This window comes from Priestia megaterium (assembly GCF_046599315.1).
GTDB classification, from domain to species: Bacteria; Bacillota; Bacilli; order Bacillales; family Bacillaceae_H; genus Priestia; species Priestia megaterium_F.
The window spans coordinates 36,146-56,945 of sequence record NZ_JBKIKC010000028.1; the positions used below are offsets into that span (position 1 = coordinate 36,146).

At 38.5% G+C, this 20,800-nt stretch carries 16 protein-coding genes and 1 pseudogene; 15 read left to right on the forward strand and 2 right to left on the reverse strand.

The features are described 5' to 3' along the window. Nucleotides 1–15: 15 nt before the first annotated feature. From gatA to ACLHDF_RS32070, 9 genes are all read left to right on the forward strand, one after another. On the forward strand, nucleotides 16–1,473 hold the full coding sequence (gatA, locus tag ACLHDF_RS32030) for an Asp-tRNA(Asn)/Glu-tRNA(Gln) amidotransferase subunit GatA (protein WP_413922348.1): 1,458 nt from the start codon (nucleotides 16–18) through the stop codon (nucleotides 1,471–1,473). 14 nt (nucleotides 1,474–1,487) lie between these two features. Next, a complete protein-coding gene (gene gatB / locus ACLHDF_RS32035; RefSeq protein WP_013055057.1) occupies nucleotides 1,488–2,918 on the forward strand; it encodes an Asp-tRNA(Asn)/Glu-tRNA(Gln) amidotransferase subunit GatB in 1,431 nt (476 codons plus the stop codon). A 234-nt stretch (nucleotides 2,919–3,152) separates the two neighbouring features. Beyond that, nucleotides 3,153–4,085, forward strand: coding sequence for a diacylglycerol kinase (locus tag ACLHDF_RS32040; RefSeq protein ID WP_016762783.1), 933 nt, complete (start codon nucleotides 3,153–3,155; stop codon nucleotides 4,083–4,085). Between the two features lie 95 nt (nucleotides 4,086–4,180). After that, nucleotides 4,181–5,554 carry a 23S rRNA (uracil(1939)-C(5))-methyltransferase RlmD gene (gene rlmD, locus ACLHDF_RS32045; protein ID WP_413922349.1) on the forward strand — a complete coding sequence of 458 codons (1,374 nt, stop codon included), beginning with the start codon at nucleotides 4,181–4,183 and terminating at the stop codon, nucleotides 5,552–5,554. A 276-nt stretch (nucleotides 5,555–5,830) separates the two neighbouring features. Then, entirely contained in the window at nucleotides 5,831–6,646 is an 816-nt protein-coding gene (locus ACLHDF_RS32050) for a YitT family protein (protein ID WP_013055060.1), read from the forward strand. Between the two features lie 195 nt (nucleotides 6,647–6,841). Then, a complete protein-coding gene (locus tag ACLHDF_RS32055) occupies nucleotides 6,842–9,580 on the forward strand; it encodes a tetratricopeptide repeat protein (RefSeq protein ID WP_413922350.1) in 2,739 nt (912 codons plus the stop codon). Between the two features lie 14 nt (nucleotides 9,581–9,594). Next, nucleotides 9,595–9,825, forward strand: coding sequence for a helix-turn-helix domain-containing protein (locus ACLHDF_RS32060; protein ID WP_413922351.1), 231 nt, complete (start codon nucleotides 9,595–9,597; stop codon nucleotides 9,823–9,825). Nucleotides 9,826–9,997: 172 nt separating this feature from the next. Next, nucleotides 9,998–10,981, forward strand: coding sequence for a BMP family ABC transporter substrate-binding protein (locus ACLHDF_RS32065; RefSeq protein WP_413922352.1), 984 nt, complete (start codon nucleotides 9,998–10,000; stop codon nucleotides 10,979–10,981). A gap of 23 nt (nucleotides 10,982–11,004) precedes the next feature. After that, nucleotides 11,005–12,810: an ATP-binding protein gene (locus ACLHDF_RS32070; RefSeq protein WP_413922353.1), complete on the forward strand. Its 1,806-nt coding sequence runs from the start codon at nucleotides 11,005–11,007 to the stop codon at nucleotides 12,808–12,810. A gap of 27 nt (nucleotides 12,811–12,837) precedes the next feature. Here ACLHDF_RS32070 and map read toward each other — a convergent pair whose 3' ends face one another. Then, the gene (gene map, locus ACLHDF_RS32075; protein WP_413922354.1) at nucleotides 12,838–13,584 is read right to left on the reverse strand and encodes a type I methionyl aminopeptidase; all 747 of its coding nucleotides are present in this window, start codon (nucleotides 13,582–13,584) and stop codon (nucleotides 12,838–12,840) included. A gap of 336 nt (nucleotides 13,585–13,920) precedes the next feature. Between map and ACLHDF_RS32080 the strand changes: the two genes are divergently transcribed. The 4 genes from ACLHDF_RS32080 to ACLHDF_RS32095 all read left to right on the forward strand — a co-directional run bounded on the left by ACLHDF_RS32080 (nucleotide 13,921) and on the right by ACLHDF_RS32095 (nucleotide 18,431). Continuing rightward, complete coding sequence (locus ACLHDF_RS32080) at nucleotides 13,921–14,985, forward strand: lactonase family protein (protein WP_413922355.1); 1,065 nt, start codon at nucleotides 13,921–13,923, stop codon at nucleotides 14,983–14,985. A gap of 259 nt (nucleotides 14,986–15,244) precedes the next feature. Continuing rightward, a complete protein-coding gene (locus tag ACLHDF_RS32085) occupies nucleotides 15,245–16,258 on the forward strand; it encodes a nitronate monooxygenase (protein WP_413922356.1) in 1,014 nt (337 codons plus the stop codon). A 63-nt stretch (nucleotides 16,259–16,321) separates the two neighbouring features. Next, complete coding sequence (locus tag ACLHDF_RS32090) at nucleotides 16,322–17,143, forward strand: MerR family transcriptional regulator (protein WP_413922357.1); 822 nt, start codon at nucleotides 16,322–16,324, stop codon at nucleotides 17,141–17,143. A gap of 67 nt (nucleotides 17,144–17,210) precedes the next feature. Next, nucleotides 17,211–18,431: a multidrug effflux MFS transporter gene (locus tag ACLHDF_RS32095; protein ID WP_413922358.1), complete on the forward strand. Its 1,221-nt coding sequence runs from the start codon at nucleotides 17,211–17,213 to the stop codon at nucleotides 18,429–18,431. A 41-nt stretch (nucleotides 18,432–18,472) separates the two neighbouring features. Here the strand turns inward: ACLHDF_RS32095 and ACLHDF_RS32100 are convergent, their stop codons facing one another. After that, entirely contained in the window at nucleotides 18,473–19,267 is a 795-nt protein-coding gene (locus tag ACLHDF_RS32100) for a hypothetical protein (RefSeq protein ID WP_413922359.1), read from the reverse strand. Nucleotides 19,268–19,483: 216 nt separating this feature from the next. On the opposite strand from ACLHDF_RS32100, the gene ACLHDF_RS32105 reads away from it, so the two are divergent. Together ACLHDF_RS32105 and ACLHDF_RS32110 are read left to right on the forward strand one after the other, a co-directional pair. Beyond that, a complete protein-coding gene (locus ACLHDF_RS32105; protein WP_413920485.1) occupies nucleotides 19,484–20,008 on the forward strand; it encodes a M15 family metallopeptidase in 525 nt (174 codons plus the stop codon). Nucleotides 20,009–20,483: 475 nt separating this feature from the next. Next, nucleotides 20,484–20,800, forward strand: a pseudogene (locus tag ACLHDF_RS32110) (ATP-binding cassette domain-containing protein); the annotation flags it as partial.

Sequence of the window (20,800 nt, forward strand, 5' to 3'; positions counted from 1 at the left end):
GAAGGAGGCTTTACGATGTCTCTATTTGATCGTAAACTTTCAGAACTACATAGCCTTTTACACAAGAAAGAAGTACGTGTACAAGATTTAGTAGACGAATCATACAAACGTATTAATGAAGTAGATGATAAAGTAGGTGCTTTCTTAGCGCTTAATGAAGACAATGCTCGTGCTTATGCAAAAGAGCTAGATGAAGCATTACAAACAAAAGATGAATTTGGCTTATTATTTGGTATGCCAATCGGTGTAAAAGATAATATTGTCACAAAAGATTTACGTACAACTTGCTCTAGTAAAATTCTAGCAAACTTTAATCCGATTTATGATGCAACAGTTGTTCAAAAATTGCAGGCAGCTGAAGCGGTAACAATCGGTAAATTAAATATGGATGAATTTGCAATGGGTTCTTCAACTGAAAACTCAGGTCTTCAGTTAACGCGCAACCCATGGAATTTAGATTACGTACCAGGTGGATCTAGCGGCGGTTCAGCTGCAGCTGTAGCAGCAGGCGAAGTTCCGTTTTCTTTAGGTTCTGATACAGGTGGTTCAATTCGTCAGCCAGCTGCTTATTGCGGTGTTGTCGGATTAAAACCAACGTATGGTCGCATATCTCGTTACGGATTAGTGGCATTTGCATCTTCTTTAGATCAAATCGGACCAATCACAAACTCTGTTGAAGACAATGCATACTTACTTCAAGCAATTTCAGGCGTAGACCCAATGGATTCTACTTCTGCCAATGTTGATGTACCAGATTATGTATCTGCTTTAACAGGTGACGTAAAAGGTCTTAAAATTGCCGTTCCAAAAGAATACTTAGGCGAAGGTGTGGGCGAAGAAGCTCGCCAGTCAGTTTTAGATGCGCTAAAAGTATTAGAAGGACTGGGCGCAACTTGGGAAGAAGTATCGCTTCCACACTCTAAATACGCATTAGCTACGTATTATCTATTATCTTCTTCTGAAGCGTCTGCGAACTTATCTCGTTTTGACGGCGTTCGCTACGGATATCGTACAGATAATGCTGAGAACTTAATCGAAATGTACAAGCAGTCTCGAAGCGAAGGCTTTGGAAACGAAGTAAAACGCCGTATCATGCTTGGAACATTTGCGTTAAGCTCTGGTTATTATGATGCTTACTACAAAAAAGCACAGCAAGTACGTACGTTAATCAAGCAAGACTTTGAGTCTGTATTTGAAAACTATGACGTTATCATTGGACCAACTACACCAACTCCATCATTCAAAATTGGTGAGAAAACAGATGATCCATTAACAATGTATGCAAACGATATTTTAACGATCCCAGTAAACCTTGCTGGAGTACCTGGTATTTCTGTGCCTTGCGGCTTATCAAATGGATTGCCATTAGGTCTACAAATTATCGGTAAGCATTTCGACGAAAGCACAATCTATCGTGTTGCTCATGCATTCGAACAAGCAACTGAGCATCATAAAGCGAAACCAGCACTGTAAGGGGTGAGATAAAGATGAACTTTGAAACGATTATTGGTCTTGAAGTACACGTTGAGCTTAAGACAAAATCTAAAATTTTCTCGGCAAGTCCAAACGCATTTGGTGCGGCTCCAAATGCTAACACAAGTGTAATTGACTTAGGTTATCCTGGCGTATTACCTGTGTTAAACAAAGAAGCAGTTGATTTTGCAATGAAAGCAGCGCTTGCGCTAAACTGTGAAATCGCAACAGATACAAAATTTGACCGTAAAAACTATTTCTATCCGGATAATCCAAAAGCTTATCAAATCTCTCAATTTGATAAACCAATTGGTGAGAACGGTTGGATTGAAGTAGAAGTTAAAGGTGAAACGAAGCGCATTCGTATCAACCGACTTCATTTAGAAGAAGATGCTGGTAAGTTAACGCATACAGGCGATGGCTATTCACTAGTAGACTTCAACCGTCAAGGTACACCTCTAATTGAGATTGTATCGGAAGCAGATATGCGTTCACCTGAAGAGGCATATGCTTATTTAGAAAAATTAAAATCAATCATTCAATATACAGGCGTATCTGACTGTAAAATGGAAGAAGGTTCACTTCGCTGTGATGCCAATATTTCTTTGCGCCCAGTTGGACAAGAAGAGTTTGGTACAAAAGCTGAGTTAAAGAACTTAAACTCATTTAACTATGTGCGCCGCGGTCTTGAACACGAAGAAATTCGTCAAGAGAAAGTATTATTGTCTGGCGGTCTAATCGAGCAAGAAACACGCCGCTTTGATGAGTCTACGGGCGAAACAATTCTTATGCGTGTAAAAGAAGGATCTGATGACTATCGCTACTTCCCAGAACCTGACTTATTAGAATTACACATCGACGAAGAGTGGAAAGAACGCGTTCGCGCTTCGATCCCTGAACTTCCAGATGCTCGTAAAAAGCGCTATGTAGAAGAGCTTGGATTACCTGCTTATGATGCAATGGTATTAACGCTAACAAAAGAAATGTCTGATTTCTTTGAAGCAACACTTGCTGCAGGCGGAGATGCAAAGCTATCTTCTAACTGGTTAATGGGTGAAGTTTCTGCTTACTTAAACTCAAACCAAAAAGAACTTTCAGATGTAGCACTAACACCTGAAGGCCTAGCTGGTATGATTCAATTAATTCAAGAAGGTACAATTTCGTCTAAAATTGCGAAAAAAGTATTCAAAGAATTAATCGAAAATGGCGGAGATGCAAAGAAAATTGTAAAAGAAAAAGGTCTTGTACAAATTTCTGATGATGCAACTTTACGTAAATTCGTAACAGATGCATTAGATGCAAACCCTCAATCTATTGAAGATTTCAAAAACGGTAAGGATCGTGCGATTGGCTTCTTAGTTGGTCAAATTATGAAAGCTTCAAAAGGCCAAGCGAACCCACCGATGGTTAATAAAATTCTTTTAGAAGAAATTAATAAACGCTAAATTTGATAAATAAATGTGAGGTGGGTATCCATCTCACATTTATTATGAGTAAGAGCGATTGCGCGGAAGGTATGAATAAAAACGGAAACGTGAATATTGTATATCAAGGTTAATTTCTTTATAATATGTTTGTTCATGCCCCCTCTTGTTGATGACGTAATGTGAGGGGGCATTCTTTCACTGATAAAAGTAGGCAAAGATTTGTGACAAATTATCATTATTAGGATGATGAATATGAAAAGAGCGAGAATTATTTATAACCCGACATCGGGCCGTGAAATTTTTAAGAAAAACTTACCGGAAGTTTTGCAAAAGCTAGAGCAAGCAGGCTACGAAACATCTTGTCATGCTACAACTTGCGCTGGTGATGCAACAGAAGCTGCTAAAGTAGCGGTAGAGCGCCGCTTTGACGTTGTAATTGCAGCCGGTGGAGACGGTACGATCAATGAAGTCGTAAACGGTATTGCCGGACAAGACTATCGTCCGCAGCTAGGTATTATTCCTGTTGGAACAACGAATGACTTTGCTCGTGCTATTAATGTGCCGCGCACGATTGAAGGCGCTATTGATGTTATTGTAGAAGGCGTAACGAAGCCAATTGATTTAGGCTGTGTAACAAACGACGGAGAAACGCATTACTTTGTAAATATCGCCGGAGGCGGCCGTTTAACTGAATTAACGTATGAAGTGCCAAGCAAGTTAAAAACAATGCTTGGACAGCTAGCGTACTATTTAAAAGGCATGGAAATGCTTCCTTCTATTAAACCAACATCTGTTGAAATTGAGTATGACGGAAAATTCTTTGGCGGCGAGATTATGTTCTTCCTCGTTTCCTTAACGAACTCAGTCGGCGGTTTTGAAAAGCTGGCACCAGATTCCTCTTTAGATGACGGCATGTTTGATTTAATTATTTTAAAGAAAGCAAATTTAGCTGAATTTATTCGAATTGCGACACTTGCGCTGCGAGGAGAACATATCAATGATCCTCATATTATCTATACAAAAGCGAACCGTGTTAAAATTCATACGAATGATAAAATGCAGTTAAATCTAGATGGCGAGTACGGCGGGTTATTGCCTGGGGAATTTGTAAACTTGTATCGTCATGTAGAAATCTTTGTTCCAAAAGCAACAGCTGAATTAATGGAAAAAAATGAGATCGCCTAATTGCGATCTTTTTTCATGCTTTCCTTTGTTTGGCTTTCGCTCTTATGGTACAATCAGTTCAGCATTTTCAAATGACTAAAAGGATGTAACGATAAATGGAAAAATTAAAACCACCTGTAGAAAAAAATGAATATATAGATGTTGCGTTTGAAGATTTAACGCATGACGGAGCGGGTGTAGCGAAAGTGGACGGATTTCCTATTTTCGTTCAAAATGCGCTGCCCGGCGAAAGCGGCCAAGTAAAAGTCATTAAAGTAAAAAAAGGCTATGCGTTTGGCAAGCTCATTAAGCACCATACAATTAGTGAGCAGCGTGTAGAAGCACCCTGTCCAGTCTATAAGCAGTGCGGAGGCTGTCAGCTGCAGCATGTAAGCTATGAAGGACAGCTACAATTCAAACAAAAGCAAGTAAAAGATGTCATGGCGCGAATTGGTCATTTACCTGACGTTCCAGTAAACTCAACGTTAGGAATGAACGACCCTTGGCGCTATCGAAACAAAGCTCAAGTTCCCGTAGCAGAGCGGGAAGGCGGTTTGGTCGCTGGTTTTTACCAGCAGCGAAGTCACGACATCATTAACATGGATGCCTGTTTGATTCAGCAGCAGGCAAATGATGATGTTGTTCAAGCTGTCAAATCAATCTGTGAAAAGCATGGCGTTTCTGCTTACCAAGAACAAAAACATAAAGGCACGCTTCGTCATATCATGGCGCGCTATGGGCTTGTAACGGGTGAAATCATGGTTGTAATTGTGACTCGTACAGCTGAGCTGCCAAATAAAAAGCGTATCATAGAAGATATTGTTAATGCTATGCCGAACGTCAAATCAATTGTTCAGAATGTCAACAACAAGCGTACAAACGTCATTCTGGGTAATCAAACGAACGTACTTTGGGGAGAAGAATATATTTACGACTATATCGGCGATGTTAAATTTGCTATTTCAGCAAAGTCATTCTACCAAGTAAATCCTGAGCAAACGAAAGTGCTGTATGATAAAGCGCTCGAGTATGCAGATTTAACAGGAGAAGAAACGGTAATTGACGCGTACTGTGGAATCGGAACGATCTCATTATTCCTCGCTCAAAAAGCGAAAAAAGTATATGGCGTTGAAATCGTGCCTGAAGCGATTGAAGATGCAAAGCGCAATGCTGAGCTAAACGGTATTCACAATGCTGAATTTGAAGTAGGAGAAGCAGAAGTCGTCATTCCAAACTGGTACAAACAAGGCATTAAAGCCGACGTCATCGTCGTAGACCCCCCGCGAAAAGGATGCGATGAAGCCCTTTTGAATACTATCATCGATATGAAGCCTAAAAAAGTTGTCTATGTTTCATGCGGACCAGCAACTCTTGCGCGTGATCTAGCTATTTTAGAAAAAGGCGGCTATGAGACGGTTGAAGTTCAGCCTGTTGATATGTTTCCGCATACGACGCATGTGGAGAACGTGGCGGTATTAAAATTAAAATAACTCTTCATCAAAGCTGCTATCTTAGTAAAGAAAGCAGCTTTTTATTTTGAATAAGCAAGAAAAAGACAAAGTTAGAGTGCTCATACAAAAAGCAGATAAAGCTGGATATAAAAACGCTAATTGCCGTTATGTCCGTCTTATTTTGCCGTTTGTCCACCCCACCAACACAGCAAATTTCTGAATATACTTTTTTTAAGGTTTTCAATATTTTAGGAATTATAATAAAGAAGCAATAAACGAAAACATTATATTTGTGGTAAGAGGTGAAGGGACATCATGTATAGAGCAATTGCTATTATAGCAGGTTCTGTGTTAATTGGATTTGCATACAATTGGTTTTTAATCCCCCATAAAGTGCTAAGCAGCGGTATTAGCGGTATTGCTATGATTATAGGAATTTTAACCCCTGCAAGCACGGGAACAATGAATTTTTTGTTGAATTTACCCCTTTTAATTATTGGTTTTATGAAGTTAGGAAAGCGGTTTGTTTTACATACGCTGCTGTCCGTTGTGGCTTTATCAATTGCTTTATACGTGATTCCCTTGAGAGCTGTTAGTACAGATCCTATTCTGTCAGCTGTTTTTGGAGGAGTTTTAACTGGAATTGGCGTAGGGTTTGTCTTTCGTCAGTCAGCTTCGACAGGTGGATTTGATATTATTGCGATGCTTCTTACGCATAAAAAAGAATTTCCGCTTGGCGCTATATTATCAGCGATGAATGCCGTCGTTGTATTCGTTTCAGGTTTTTTCGTGAACTGGGACGCGGCTTTATACACGATGCTTTCGATTTTTGTTACAGGAAAAGTAGTGGATGCGATTCATACTCGCCATATTAAGCTCACGCTAACCATCATTACGAGAAAAGGCGAAGAGATGAAGCAGCAGCTTCTTACCAATTTGGTGCGTGGCGTGACGTTAATGAACGGTGAAGGAGCTTACTCAAGAGAAGACCGTAAAATATTAATGACGGTTATTTCACGCTATGAGCTTGCAAACCTCAAGCAGTTAATTCAATCGGTTGATCCTGAAGCTTTCGTAAATATTACGGAAACAGTAGAAGTAATGGGGCTGTTTCGAAGGGATGCCTACTAATTTATTTGTTATTTCAGTGCCGATTTATGATAAATAGCCATTTTTATAGTATAAAAGTTATAAAAAAAGCCTTAAGAGTAGTTCTTGAGGCTTTTTTTGCGTAAAATATGAGTAAGAAAATATCGTGTATGAAAAGTATAAAAAAGGGAATTTGGTAGAGTACATAAGACATTGACATCAAAAAGGAGAGACTATATGACGGTAGAATATCAGTTAACCAAAAAGAAATATTACGAAACGTTTATGAAAGAAAATGAAAATCAGCCGCCTGTAAAAGTCCTTGGACAAGCCTACTACGAAGAGCAGCAAAAAGAGTGGTACGACTTATCGCTTATTCGCTTAGCACAGGGAGAAGTATACTTCCATAATCAAGATTTTGAATCTGCAATTTTTAAGTGGGAGAATGTAAACGGCGAATTTAAGCTGTGGGCAAAGAAAAATACAGCTGACGCGCACTATGAATTGGGATTGTCTACGCTAGCTGAAGAGCTTTACCTGTCCATTGAAACGGATTCAAAAGTATTAAAAGCTGAAATAGCGCTAAAGCTGTTTTCCCTTTATACGCACTATAATAATATTGAACGAGCTTACGAAGTCATTAACGAGCTGGTTGCTTCTCAGCCGGATTATCCAAATGTCACGGCGATTGCCCGCAAATTTTATGAAGAGCAAGAAGATTTTAACAGCGCAGTGGAGCTTGCAGTAGATGAGTGTATTCGAACAGAATCGCTAAATTGGTTTGCAATATTAAAGACTTATGTAGATAAAGGATATACAGCAAACTTTATCCCTAACTATTTTTATCAAGTGATGATTTCATTTTACAAAGTGGATCAAGTGTATTTCAAACAGCTTGTCTCAGCTTTATGGAAACAATATAAGAGTCAGCCACCTTACCTTGCTTGGATTAAAACCATCAATGATATTTTCTTGAATATTGAAGTGAGCCTCTATGATTATTGGCAGGAGATTTCTACTCTTTATCAAGAGACGTATACCGACCTAATGGAAAGTGATCATTCTGTAAAAGAATTGCATGAAGTTATTCCTAATGTATTAACAAACTGGCTTAAAATTACAAATAAGTCACGTGCGTTATTTCCGTCTGCGGCCGTGCTTTCATGGAATGAAAAGTTTCCGTCGACTATTGATACCATTACCATCGAAAATGCCGGCAGGTTAATTTTTGAGGCGCGTAACGACATTGATGGTCTTGAATACCACTACAAGCTTTGTCATGGCATTATTAAATGGGCCAATGAAAATGGTTTAGAAGTGGGCCATACATTTAAATGGTGGGTGGATTTTTTATTAGATGCTCATACGACACACTTATTAATTACCGGAACAAATGCCGCAATTTCTTCATTTGTGGAATCTATTACCGAAGAAAAAGTACCGCAAAATCATAAATCAACCTTTGTGTTCATTCATGATGATGAAGAATCTATCCAGCAAATCGCTCATCAAGACATTGTTCCACTGGACGCGATTGATGGAGCGGAGCAATCTCCTCACGAAGCGATTGTAGAAGTGAAAAAGCCTTTTGCATTCCTTGATAAGCATAATTGTTCATGCATTGTTGCGCCAAGCTTTACAGAACAAGAGGCTAGTGAGCAAGATGCATTTAAATATGCTCCTTTAGCAGACGGTTTACTGTTTGTGCTTGATGCAAAAGAATCACTTCTTGACGAAGAAAGAGAATTATTGCTCCAGATTAAAGAGCATGCGCCAAATACGCCAGTTCATTTTGTTGTCAATAATATGGATAGTCTTTATAATCAAGCAACGATTGAGCGAATTACAAAAGAATTTGAAGCAAGCATTGGAGCTGATTTCCCGCAGGCACATGTATTAGCCTATACGCCTCACTACGTATCGAGTCAGCACCACGGAGACTTGGCTCAGTTTATTAAAGCTAATTTCTATTACGATCCAAACGACGTTGGAGTAGAAGAGCGTGCGCGCAGACTGCTGTTCTTCATTCAAAGCATGCTGAAGAGGTTAGTGGAAAAGAGAAATCAAACAGAAAATCATTTGATTGAAAGCATTAAATGGAACGAGGATATGCTTGGTCGATTAAATGGCTTCTTGCATCGAGTGAACGACTTAGAGCAAGAAAAAGCAAGTAGTATTGTTTCGGCTTATCACGGCATCAAAGAGGATATTAGCAAAAAGCTAAAAAATAAAATTCCCCGTTTACTCAAAAAATCTTCAGAGTTAGTGAAGGAAGACAGTGATTTTAGTACAGTTCATATTGAACTGAATAAGCAAATGAACATGCGCGTGGAAGAGCACTTGCAGCAAGACGTCCTGCCTAAGTTCCGCCTTTCGTTAAAAGATTGGATTGCTACATCAAATGAAGAGCTGATTGCGAGTCAAGTAGATATCGAAGAGTTAGCAGAGTCATTAAATAAGATGTACAATGAGCAAAAATTAACGTTAGCCTGCGATTTTAAAGTACTGGACGACTGGCGTCGAGACGTTAATCGTATGGCTAATCGCGTTCAGCTGGATGAAGAAAATATTTTACTTCGCGTTAATCCAACGCAGCTCTTGTTAAAAGGAGCAGGAAAACTGTTTTCTTCAATTCTTCAAAACCAAACGCTGCTTTATAATCAATATAAAAAGTACATTGAAAGTCAAGACTATCAAGATATCACGCAATCTATGCTGACAAAGTTTTTTATGCAGTTTAATCTGTTTGAGAAAAATTTAGAAGTTGATATTGAATTGTTCTTTGAAAAGCCAAAAGAGGTTTTAAAAGAAACAATTGAAGAAACACAGGCGCATATTAATGAAAATCAAGACGTGTTAAGTCATATGAAAGCCAACCCTGAAGCTTACTATGATCCATTAACATTGTTCCAGCTTCGCTTGCGTCAATATGAGCTAATGGTTAAAGCTACAGAAGAAGTACACTACAACGTATAAAAAGGTGGAGCAGAATGTATTTAACGATAAAAGAGGTAGCAGAGTATCTATCTTTTCCTGAAGAATACGTGAAGAAATTAATCCAAGAAGGGAAAATTCGAGCTGTATTTGATGGTGAAAACTATTTATTGAATAAAGAGCAGTTTAATACCCATTTAGAGCAAATGGAAAAGTATAAGAAACAAATTGAAGAGTACCTAAATGAGCCTATTCCTGAAGATATGGACGTAAAAGACGAAGATTGAAGGCAAAAGCAGAAAACAGATGTTTTCTGCTTTTTTCTTTTGGAGTGAAAGTGTTAAAAAAGGGACGATATGAAAGGAATGTCGAAAAAAGTTGGAATTTCGTTAAAGATGTGGTCTTTTTAGATGTTTTTTTTATATAATGAAAGTATGCTAAACAAAAAGGAGAAGGTCTATGCAACGATCAAGACAGTTAAGGCTGATTTTATTGCTTGCCCTGATTGTTGTCGCTTTGTTTTTAATTATTATTATTTCGAAAACCCAAGGGATTATAAGTCAGCAAACGACAAAAAAAGTAGAAAAAACAAGCGTTGCAATTCTCACCTCTGATGTACTGACGGATCAAAGCTGGGGCAGCCTAGCTTATAAAGGGAAAATCAACATTGAGCAACAGTACCCTGTTTCTGCTCAAGTTATTAGCGAAGTAGATACGAATAACAAGATGAAAAAAGCTGCTGAAAAAGTTATTAAAAATGGAACAAAAGTCGTAATTGGACATGGAAGAGAATTTTCTACCGTTTTTACAAAACTTGCTCCTAAGTATCCTCATGTTCATTTCGTAACCATTCACGGCACTTCAAGGTATAAAAACCAAACTGTATATACATTTGATCAAACAAAAATAGAGCATTTGGCAGGTACTGCAGCTGCCATGAAGACAAAAACAAAAAAAATTGGATTAATAGATACATTTGCAAAAGAAAAGAATCCAGGATTTGAACAAGGAATCAAAGCGTATGATTCATCCATTGCTTTTTATTATCGAGTTGTAAACAGCCGAGACGATGGAGTAAAAGCAGTAAAGCTGCTTCATGAGTTGAAAAATCAAGGGGTCGATACCGTATATGCTAAAGGAAATTCGTATAATCGAGAAGTTATTCAAGAAGCGAAAGCACAAGGAATCTATGTAATAGGATACTTAGATGATCAGGCGTACATGGGTAGGTCTATTATTTTAACCAGTGTGATAAATGATGTTCCGCAAGCTTACAATGCGATCATGAAAGACTATTTCAGTAAAAAGGGCCTTCCGTCTGGGGAAATCAAACTTGACGCCCGGGACGGTGTTTATAAACTTGCGCCTTTTGGACCGATGTACAGTAAACAAGAAAAACAAATTTTATATTCGAAAGTTAGAATGTCTACACAGCCGAAGTAACTATGAAAAAGAAAGAGATGATTATGAATCAATTATTTCGCAACATGTCATTCCGTAGCCAAATATTAACGATTCTTCTTTTGATTACATTCATGTTAAGCGGGTTCTCTTTATTTTTAGTGCATGCCATTGATAAAATGAATCGTGTCAGCAACGAAATTAAAGATGAAGATGTTCCTCAGATGGTGTGGCTTTCTTATTGGGAAGAGCAGCTGAATATCAAAGAATACATTGTGAAAAATAATTTAAAGAACCCCACTGTCTCTTTGATAGAAGAATATCAATTATATGATACACGAGTCATTGAAAACAATGAAAAGTATAAACAGCCTGTGCCAAAATCGTTAATTCCATTAAAGGAAAAAATTGAGCTGTTGGATTTTAAGATTTCTAATAACGTGCAAGGACTGCTGAAGTACGGGGATATAAAAGGTACACAAGATTATCTCAAGGAAAACTATTTGCCGGATCTGCATCAAATAAAAAAGGATATTAATAGGTCAAAAGAAGAGACGGTTAATTCACTTGATACATTATCAGATACACTGTCTGTCATTATTAAAGATTCATTAATTTTACTATTGATTTTAACAGTCAGTGCTATTTTGGCTTCTCTTTATGCTTCTTATCGTATGAGTGCGAGCCTAACGAAACCAATTGAACAAATGATTGAAAAGGTGAACGACATTGCGGACGGAGAATACGGTCTCGTTCTTCAAGACACAAAGCAAATCGAGCTGAAGCAGCTTTCAACGTCTATCAATCAAATGTCTGTTAGTTTAGAAGAATCATTTTGGAAGATTATTAAAGATAAAGCGTATCGCCAGCAGATCTTAAACTCACTGCCTGTAGGGATTATCACGATGGAAGATGAGACAAATAGTATATTTGCCAATACCTCAGCAAAGCAGTTTTTAGATCTCGATGAAAAAGATATTTGCGTTTATATTGAAGAATGTCCTGAATATAATACTGAATTTTGGAGCATGTTGAATTCGGGAGAAATTCACGAAAATAAAAAAGTGTTATTTGGAACTAAGGAGAGGTGCTATTGCTTTTTAGCTTCTCAAACACAGCTGTTCAATGAACAGAATGAAAGCATCGGAAGAATTTTTTATTTCATTGATATATCGGATACCGAGGAATTAGAAAAGCGAATGCATCAGTCTGAGAAACTTGCTCTAGTTGGGGAAGTGGCTGCTGGAGCCGCCCATGAAATTCGTAATCCGCTCGCTGTAATTCATGGATTCATATCTCTCATGAATCAGTCTCTTTCTGATGAGGAGAAGGAGCGTTTTTACCTCCCGCTCCTTATGAAAGAACTAGAGAGGATTAATTATATTATTGAAGAAATGTTGTTGTTATCAAAACCAGGAACTCCGGTGATGAAAAAAGTCAGCATGAAGGATATTATTAATGAGCTATTGCCTTTAATTACTCACTCAAGCAAATTTACAGAGAAAGATAAGCTTATATTTGATGTGAAATTGCAGCCGTATATACTAAAGGTAGATGAAAAACAAATCAAACAAGTTCTTCATAATTTAATTCGAAACAGCATGGAAGCCATGGATGGAGAAGGAGTCATTACAATCTACTCGCAGGTCCATGAAGATAGGTATTGTCTATATATTGAAGATACTGGAAAAGGAATTCCCGTGCATATGCAGAAGTCACTGTACCAGCCATTTTCCACTTCAAAAGATAGTGGAACAGGTCTTGGTTTGCCAATTGCTCAGCGTATTCTAGAGAGCCACGGCGGACAGATTAAATTATTATCTACGTCTTCCCGCGGCACAATTTTTGTTATTACATTTCCTCTACATTAAAAAAACAGCCTCAAAAGGGCTGTTTTTTTAATGTGCTGTTAAAATAAGAGGACCGTCTTTCGTAATCGCAAGCGTATGTTCAAATTGCGCGGATAATTTACCATCTGTTGTACGAGCAGTCCAGCCGTTTTTGTCCATTTTAGAATGCCATGTACCAGCATTCACCATTGGTTCAATAGTAATAACCATTCCTTCTTTTAAACGTGTGCCTTTCCCAGCTTTTCCATAATGAAGAATGGTAGGCGCTTCGTGCATGGTATTGCCAATTCCGTGTCCTGTGAAGTCGCGCACCACAGAGAAGTTTTCGCCTTCTACATAGCTTTGAATAGCGTGGCCAATGTCACCTGTGCGATTTCCTGGCTGTGCTTGCTCGATTCCTTTTAAAAGCGCTTCGTATGTAACATCTACTAGACGCTGTGCTTCGTCTGAAATGTCTCCAACGGTATGAGTCCAAGCGGAATCCGCTAAGCCTCCGTTTAAATTTACAACCATATCAATGGTTACGATATCACCGTTATTTAATGGTTTATTTGTTGGAAAACCGTGGCAAATTTCGTCATTTAAAGAAGCGCACGTTGCATATTGATATCCTTTGTATCCTTTTTGTTCCGGCGTTGCTCCGTGCTTTGCTAAGTACTCTTCAACAAATTTATCAATTTGCATTGTTGTTATGCCTGGTTTGATCATTTTAGCGATTTCTTTATGACAAGAAGCTAATAATTTACCTGCTTCGTGCATTAAATTAATTTCGCGTTCACTTTTTAATGTGATCATTGTTGTTCACTCCTTTTTTGATGTAACTTTACGACAAAAGTTAAGCAGCAATTGTAGCGGTGAAAGTCCACTGTTCATTAGTACATTCTTCCTTATAAAAACCTAAGAAATAAAGAAGCCGTCTGCTCTGCCATTGGGAGATATAAAATCATCCTTAATCATAACGCCCAATGGTAGGAAAATGCAAGATGCAGGCTTAAAAAGGAAGGGTTTGACGCTAGGTATGTAGGGAAAACTGATAAATGAACGCTGAATTGGAGCATTCTCTATAACAAATGCGGTATGATATAGTAAAATAAATGAAACAAAACAATTCTTTAGGAGGGGTATAGGAAAATGAGTGAACATGGAAAATTTATTGGATTTGCAGGTACATATACAAAAGCAGACAGTGAAGGTGTCTACACATTTACGTTAGATACGGAGGCTAAAAAGCTAGTAGAAGTAAAAGCAGTGGCTAAAATTGAAAATCCTACATACTTAAATGCAAGCAAAGACAACAAACATCTTTATACAGTTATTAAAGAAGGGGAAAAAGGCGGAGTAGCTGCTTTTAAAGTTGATCCAAACACAGGTCAACTAAAATTTGTAAACAAACAGCTGCTAGACGGCGCGCCTCCTTGCTACGTTTCAGTGAATGAAGACAACACGCTTGTTTTATCTGCTAATTTTCATAAAGGTAGCTTTGAGACTTATTCTGTTAATGAAGAAACAGGAGAAATTGAATACGTAGCATCGGTAGTGGAACATCCTCATTCAGACCTCAAAAAAGGACAAGAAGGAAAACCACATGTACACTATGCAGATTTTACTCCTGGAGAAAAGCATGTGGCCGTCGTGGACCTAGGTATTGATGAAATTGTGACATATGAAGTGGAAGAGAATAAATTGAAGGAAGTCAGCAGCCTTTCTACATCTGTTGGTTCAGGCCCTAGACATTTAACGTTTCATCCAAATGGCCGCTATGCGTATGCAATGACAGAATTCAGCTCTGAAGTTTTATTTTTAACTTATGATGAAAGCAACGGAAGCTTTACTCAACAACAAGCTATTTCAACAATTCCGGCTGATTTTACAGAAAATAATCAAGGGAGTGCTATCCACATTTCTTCAGATGGCCGCTTTGTCTATGCAGGAAACCGTGGACATAACTCAATTGCAACATTCAAAGTAGATCAGGATTCTGGACAGTTAACATTCGTAGAATGGACAGGCACTGAAGGTGACTGGCCGCGTGATTTTGTTTTGGATCCAACGGAACAATTTATTGTAGCGTCCAATCAAGAAACAGGAAACTTGGTACTGTTTGAAAGAGACCAAGAAAGCGGAAAGCTAACGCTTCTTCAATCTAACGTTACGGTTCCAGAAGCTGTGTGCGTAAAGTTCCTCCACTATAAGTAATCGATGTAGAAAGTCAGACCTGATCAAAGAACAATCAGGTCTGACTTTCTAAACCTAAGCGGCTGTCACTCCCCTTGCGGGGTTAGTGCCATCCGCATAGGTGAATCTTTGAGGGAATAGTCAGGTAGTGCTTGTTTTTTGCGTGAGAGTCCCTTTGTAAAAGGAAGTATATATGGAAGAAAAGCCCTTTTGGAGGGCTTTTTTTTCTGGGGTTATAGTAAAATGAAGAGAGAACGCATAAAAGGCTGAGGTGATAAGTGTGGAAAATATATGTAAATATCCGATTGTACAAGCCCCTATGGCAGGAGGAGTTTCAACGCCTAAACTAGCTGCAGCTGTATCCAATAGCGGAGGGCTAGGGTTTTTAGCTGCGGGATATAAAAGTGCGCGTGAAATGGAGCAGGAAATTATGGAGATGCATTCACTTACGAAAAAACCTTTTGGAGTCAATTTGTTTGTTCCGACAAGTGAAAAAGTAGCTGTTGAAGTGCTTGATTGTTACCAAAAAGAACTATTAAAAGCAGCTGAATATTTGGAGTGTCAAGTTGGTATACCAAAGAATGATGATGATGAATGGAGTGCTAAGCTCGACATCATTCAAAAGCATCGAGTACCTGCTGTGAGCTTCACATTTGGATGTCCCAATCGAGAGATTGTAGCGCGTTTAAAAGAGAGTGGAAGCCGTATTTTCGTTACGATCACAACACCTCAAGAAGCAGAAGTGGCTTTGAGAGCAGGAGCAGATGCGCTATGTTTGCAAGGAATTGAAGCCGGCGGCCATCGATCTACATTTTTAGAGAACTCTGCGGATTACCCGCTTATGAATTTGCTAAAAGAAGTTCGCCAAATCACTAAAAAGCCATTGATTGCTGCGGGAGGGTTGATGACGGGGTCTGACATCAAACGTGTGTTACAAGAGGGGGCATCTGCTGCCCAGTTAGGCACGGCTTTTATTTGTTGTCCAGAAAGCGGAGCGAGTGCTCTTCATAAAAAAAGCATTATTGAAAAGCGTTTTAATGAAACAGGAGTTACAAAAGCTTTTACAGGTAAACGTGCTAGAGGATTTGTGAATTCCTTTTTTATTTCCTATGATAAATCGGCACCATCTGCATATCCTCATATTCATTACATGACAAAGCCTATTCGAACAAAAGCTACACAAATCAATAATCCAGAGTACACTTCTTTGTGGGCAGGGACGGGATTTTCGATGGCAAAAGAACTGCCTGCACATTTTATTGTGGAAGAGCTTGTACAGGAATTAAATAAATGAAGAGAATTAAGGTGCTGCTTGCTTTAAGTACAGGCAGCTGTACATAAAGAAGGTGAATTCATAGTGCAAAACAAATTTACGATTGGACAAATGGCCAGACTGCACGATATTCCTGTTAAAACACTTCGCTATTATGATGAAATTGGCCTATTCGAGCCTTATGAAGTCGATTCGCAAACGGGATATCGTTATTATACGTTAGAACAGTTTAAGAAATTAGATATCATTGTCTATTTAAAGCTGATGGGAGTTCCGTTAAAAGAAATCAAAAGAAAGATAGAGCACAGCAGTTTGGATGAATTTATTGGAACCTTGACGGAATATCAGCAGGTAACAGAAGAGAAAATTCGTCACCTTCAAAGAGTGAATGCGCAGTTAACAGCTCGAATGAAAGAATTAGAAGAAACGAGACATATTAACCAAATAGGAGTCCCCTTCATTAAGCATCTTTCTTCTCGTGAAGTTGTTCAAGTAAAAGCAGAAGTAGGTACGCTAGGCGGGACTGAAAGTGTGCTACGTGATTTAAAAAAGAAAATTAGCCATATCACCCCGATTATGATTGGGAAAGTAGGGTTTATACTGTCGGTAGAAAGCACGAAAAAACACCAATTTACAGATTACGATGGCATTTTTTTATTAGTAGAAAGCGATGTTTCTTTTAAGCATGAGCTTGTTAGGTTAATACCTGAAGGCAATTATGCATCTATTTATATGAGAGAAAAGAGAGATATGACAGGAGTCTATTATGATGCGTTATTGAGCTTTATCCAAGCGGAAGGATACAAAGCAGAAGGCCCTTTTTTAATTCGGCGAATTGTAGATTCATTTATTTCTCATCATGAAGAAGAACGGCTGACGGAAATTCAAATTCGAATTATGTCTTGACTATCCAGTAGCTGGAGGGTTTAAGATGAGACTATTGTAAAACTGCTGAAGGGAGAGACAACAATAGATGAATCAGCAAAGTATTTCCCAAGGAATGTCTTTAAGTCGAGGAAATCGAATTTTATTTATTTTAATCTTGGGTTCACTGAGCGCATTTGGCCCGTTATCAATTGATATGTATTTGCCAGCACTTCCGACGCTTGCGAAAGAACTGCATACTTCAGCTTCTTTAGCACAGGTCAGTCTGACAGCTTGCTTACTAGGCTTGGCATTTGGGCAAGTGGTAATGGGGCCATTCAGTGATATTCGCGGAAGGAAAAAGCCGCTCGTTGCAGCATTAATCACCTATGCGGCTGCATCTATTTTATGCGTGTTTGCACCATCTATTTGGATTTTTATCGTTTTACGATCTATTCAAGGAATGGCAGGAGCAGCAGGAATGGTTATTTCAAGAGCGAGCGTGCGAGACTTGTTCTCAGGTTCGGATTTAACAAAGTTTTTCTCCATGCTTATGCTTGTAAATGGTTTAGCTCCTATTTTAGCTCCAGTTGCTGGTGGACAGCTGCTGACGATTATGTCGTGGCGAGGAGTATTTGGTGTGTTAGCAGTGATTGGTGCACTAATGTTTTTTGCCGTTTTATTTGGTTTAAAAGAAACGCTGCCGCTTGAACGTCGTAAAGAAGGTGGATTAACAGAAGCACTTCGCACATTTGGCGTATTGCTAAAAGATGGCGTCTTCGTGGGATATGCGCTGGCGCAAGGTTTTATTATGAGTGCTATGTTTGCTTATATCTCAGGTTCTACATTCGTCCTTCAAGACATTTACGGACTGTCTCCGCAGATGTTTAGCTTTGTTTTTGCCATTAACGGTTTTGGACTAATTATAGCTACTCAAGTGACGGGACGTTTAGCGGGTAAAGTAAAAGAATCTACGCTTCTTATTTATGGATTGCTCCAAGCAGCTGTTGGAAGCGTGCTTTTAGTGGCCGTGATTGCTACTCACATGTCCGTTATTTTGGTCTGCATCTTGCTTTTCTTTGTTGTATCAAGCGTAGGAATTGTGAACACAACTGTTTTTTCACTTGCTATGCAAAATCAAGCTTCTAATGCGGGAAGTGCTTCAGCGCTTCTAGGATTGCTGCCGTTCTTGCTCGGAGCAGCCGTAGCTCCTCTTGTTGGTCTTGGAGGAGGGCAAAATGCACTGCCGATGGGCATTGTAGTTATGGTTTGTGATTTATTAGCATTAGGTGTATACATGGTGTTAGTAAGACGGAAAACTGCATCATAAAAAAAGCTACTTGGCTCTCAGCAACCAAGTAGCTTTTTTAGTTATTGAGCTGTGTGCTCGTGCTTTTCAAATGGAATTGTAACACCAAGTTTTTGAATTTCTTTTTTGGAATTTTCTAAAATGGTTTCAGCTTTAGCTTTTGTTTCAGCATCTAATCCACTTAGAAAATCTTTCTTTTTAGCAGGAAGCTGGACGCCAAGTTCCTTTAGTTTGGCTTCGGCTTGTTCTTTATTCAGGGAGCCATCGTGAAGCTGATCCATGATAGCTTTGGCTTTCTTCTTAGTAGCTGCATCTAGATTGCTAAAAGAGCCGTTTTTATGTTCAGGAAAATCTACGCCAAGTTCTTTTAATTTGGCTTCAGCTTGCTCTTTAGTCAGCGAGCCGTCACGAAGCTGATCCATGATAGCTTCAGCTTTTGTCTTAGTAGCCGCATCTAGATTGCTAAAAGGGCCGCCTTTATGTTCAGGAAAATCTACGCCAAGTTCTTTTAATTTAGCTTCGGCTTGTTCTTTAGTCAGCGTGCCATCGCGGAGCTGATCCATAATAGCTTTGGCTTTTTTCTTGGTAGCCGCATCTAGATTGCTGAAGGGGCCGTCCTTATGCTGAGGCAAGCTTACTCCGAGTTTCTGTAATTTTTCTTGTGCTTTTTTCATAATATCATCAACTTTTTGTTGTGTTGCATCATCTGTATTTGTTGTACTGCCATTTGTTCGCTCTACCACTGTTGAAGAGCTTGTTTCATCTTTGCTTGCTGCAAATGCCGTGGAATTTGCAGCGGCCATAACTCCTAGTGTTAAACCGCTTGCCATGATATAACCGAATAGTTTCTTTTTCATGCTGTTGTCACTCCTTAAAAGTTATAGGGGTGTGGTACAGAGCTGTCCACAGATGTTAATGTAACCACCAATAGTGAAAAAATGGTGAAAATAGATAAAAAACGAAAAAATATATAGACTTTTCGTGAACAGTACATTTCTTTTATTGGACAACAAAATGAAATTCGATATGATTTTATCCAAGAAACAACACAAAAGAATGGAGACTTTATATAGATGAACACTCTTAAAAAATGGGGAATAGCTTTGGTAGCTGCAATAGCGGCTTTAAGCCTCGTGTTTTTGTTTCGAGATGAGTTAAAGCCAGGTCCAACGTTAGAAGATTTTTCAGGAGCAACTGAGTTGCACCCTGTTGTAGAAGAAAAGAAAAATAAACTTGTTCAAAAAGCAAGTGACCGAGGAATCTCGATTGTAATTACGGAAGGTTTTCGTTCGAAAGAAGAACAAGATAAGCTTTATGCAAAAGGCAGGACGGAAGAAGGCAATATTGTGACCCAGTCAAAAGGCGGCCAGTCTTACCACAACTACGGATTAGCTATTGATTTTGCTATTCAGTTAAAAGATGGACAAGTTATTTGGGATATGGAATATGACGGCAATAATAACAATCAATCTGATTGGATGGAAGTTGTAGACATCGCAAAAAATTTAGGGTTTGAATGGGGAGGAGATTGGCGAGGTTTTAAAGATTATCCTCATTTTCAAATGAGTCCGGAAAATATAACAAACGACACACGCTAATAAAGCGTGTGTTTTTTTAGGGGGATAATATAATTTTACTATATTTATGTCAGAACCTCTAACACAACTAGAGATTTGTATTTTCTTTTTTTATTAATGTACCGATAAGAGATTTTTTTATATAAATATAATAAAAACATAGATGGATAATTGGGGGTAGGTATGATTATAGAGAACTGCTCGATAAAAATGAAAGACAATTCGTATAAAGATATGCGTTAACTAATATAATCTATTGATTAAGCTTATACAAGTACCTTCAGCCTAGCGAATGTATGCTTACATATCAGTGGGTGCCGACAAAACCTTTTATTTTTCTAGCATATTTTATTTGAAGGTAGTTCATTCCGATTACAAAAAAGAGATAATTTGTCAACTATTGACTTTATTTTAAGGATAAGAATATAATTTTTAATATATTTCAAATATTTTAAAAATTTAAATATTTATTATTGTTCGCAGATTAGGAGGGGGATCTAACGGACAGTTAACGGTAAATAATATACTGGTTGCGGATAAAAAAACAAATATTAATAAACTGCGCCGTAATATAGGTATGGTGTTTCAGCATTTTTATTTATATCCGCACAAAACGGTTTTAGAAAATATCACGTTAGCGCCTATGAAAGTACTTGGGCAGTCTGCCGAAGAGGCTAAGAAAACGGCTCTGTATTATTTAGATAAAGTAGGAATCGGTGAAAAGGCTAACGCCTATCCATCCCAGCTTTCAGGCGGACAGCAGCAGCGTGTAGCCATTGCGAGGGGACTTGCGATGAAACCAGAAATTATGCT

What these genes read in the sequence shown, in the direction of transcription:
- ACLHDF_RS32095 (WP_413922358.1), top strand. Translation starts at nt 17,211, where the DNA reads ATGAATCAGCAAAGTATTTCCCAAGGAATGTCTTTAAGTCGAGGAAAT.
- ACLHDF_RS32050 (WP_013055060.1), top strand. Translation starts at nt 5,831, where the DNA reads ATGTATAGAGCAATTGCTATTATAGCAGGTTCTGTGTTAATTGGATTT.
- ACLHDF_RS32060 (WP_413922351.1), top strand. Translation starts at nt 9,595, where the DNA reads ATGTATTTAACGATAAAAGAGGTAGCAGAGTATCTATCTTTTCCTGAA.
- map (WP_413922354.1), bottom strand. Translation starts at nt 13,584, where the DNA reads ATGATCACATTAAAAAGTGAACGCGAAATTAATTTAATGCACGAAGCA.
- gatB (WP_013055057.1), top strand. Translation starts at nt 1,488, where the DNA reads ATGAACTTTGAAACGATTATTGGTCTTGAAGTACACGTTGAGCTTAAG.
- ACLHDF_RS32100 (WP_413922359.1), bottom strand. Translation starts at nt 19,267, where the DNA reads ATGAAAAAGAAACTATTCGGTTATATCATGGCAAGCGGTTTAACACTA.
- ACLHDF_RS32055 (WP_413922350.1), top strand. Translation starts at nt 6,842, where the DNA reads ATGACGGTAGAATATCAGTTAACCAAAAAGAAATATTACGAAACGTTT.
- ACLHDF_RS32065 (WP_413922352.1), top strand. Translation starts at nt 9,998, where the DNA reads ATGCAACGATCAAGACAGTTAAGGCTGATTTTATTGCTTGCCCTGATT.
- gatA (WP_413922348.1), top strand. Translation starts at nt 16, where the DNA reads ATGTCTCTATTTGATCGTAAACTTTCAGAACTACATAGCCTTTTACAC.
- rlmD (WP_413922349.1), top strand. Translation starts at nt 4,181, where the DNA reads ATGGAAAAATTAAAACCACCTGTAGAAAAAAATGAATATATAGATGTT.
- ACLHDF_RS32105 (WP_413920485.1), top strand. Translation starts at nt 19,484, where the DNA reads ATGAACACTCTTAAAAAATGGGGAATAGCTTTGGTAGCTGCAATAGCG.
- ACLHDF_RS32040 (WP_016762783.1), top strand. Translation starts at nt 3,153, where the DNA reads ATGAAAAGAGCGAGAATTATTTATAACCCGACATCGGGCCGTGAAATT.
- ACLHDF_RS32070 (WP_413922353.1), top strand. Translation starts at nt 11,005, where the DNA reads ATGAATCAATTATTTCGCAACATGTCATTCCGTAGCCAAATATTAACG.
- ACLHDF_RS32080 (WP_413922355.1), top strand. Translation starts at nt 13,921, where the DNA reads ATGAGTGAACATGGAAAATTTATTGGATTTGCAGGTACATATACAAAA.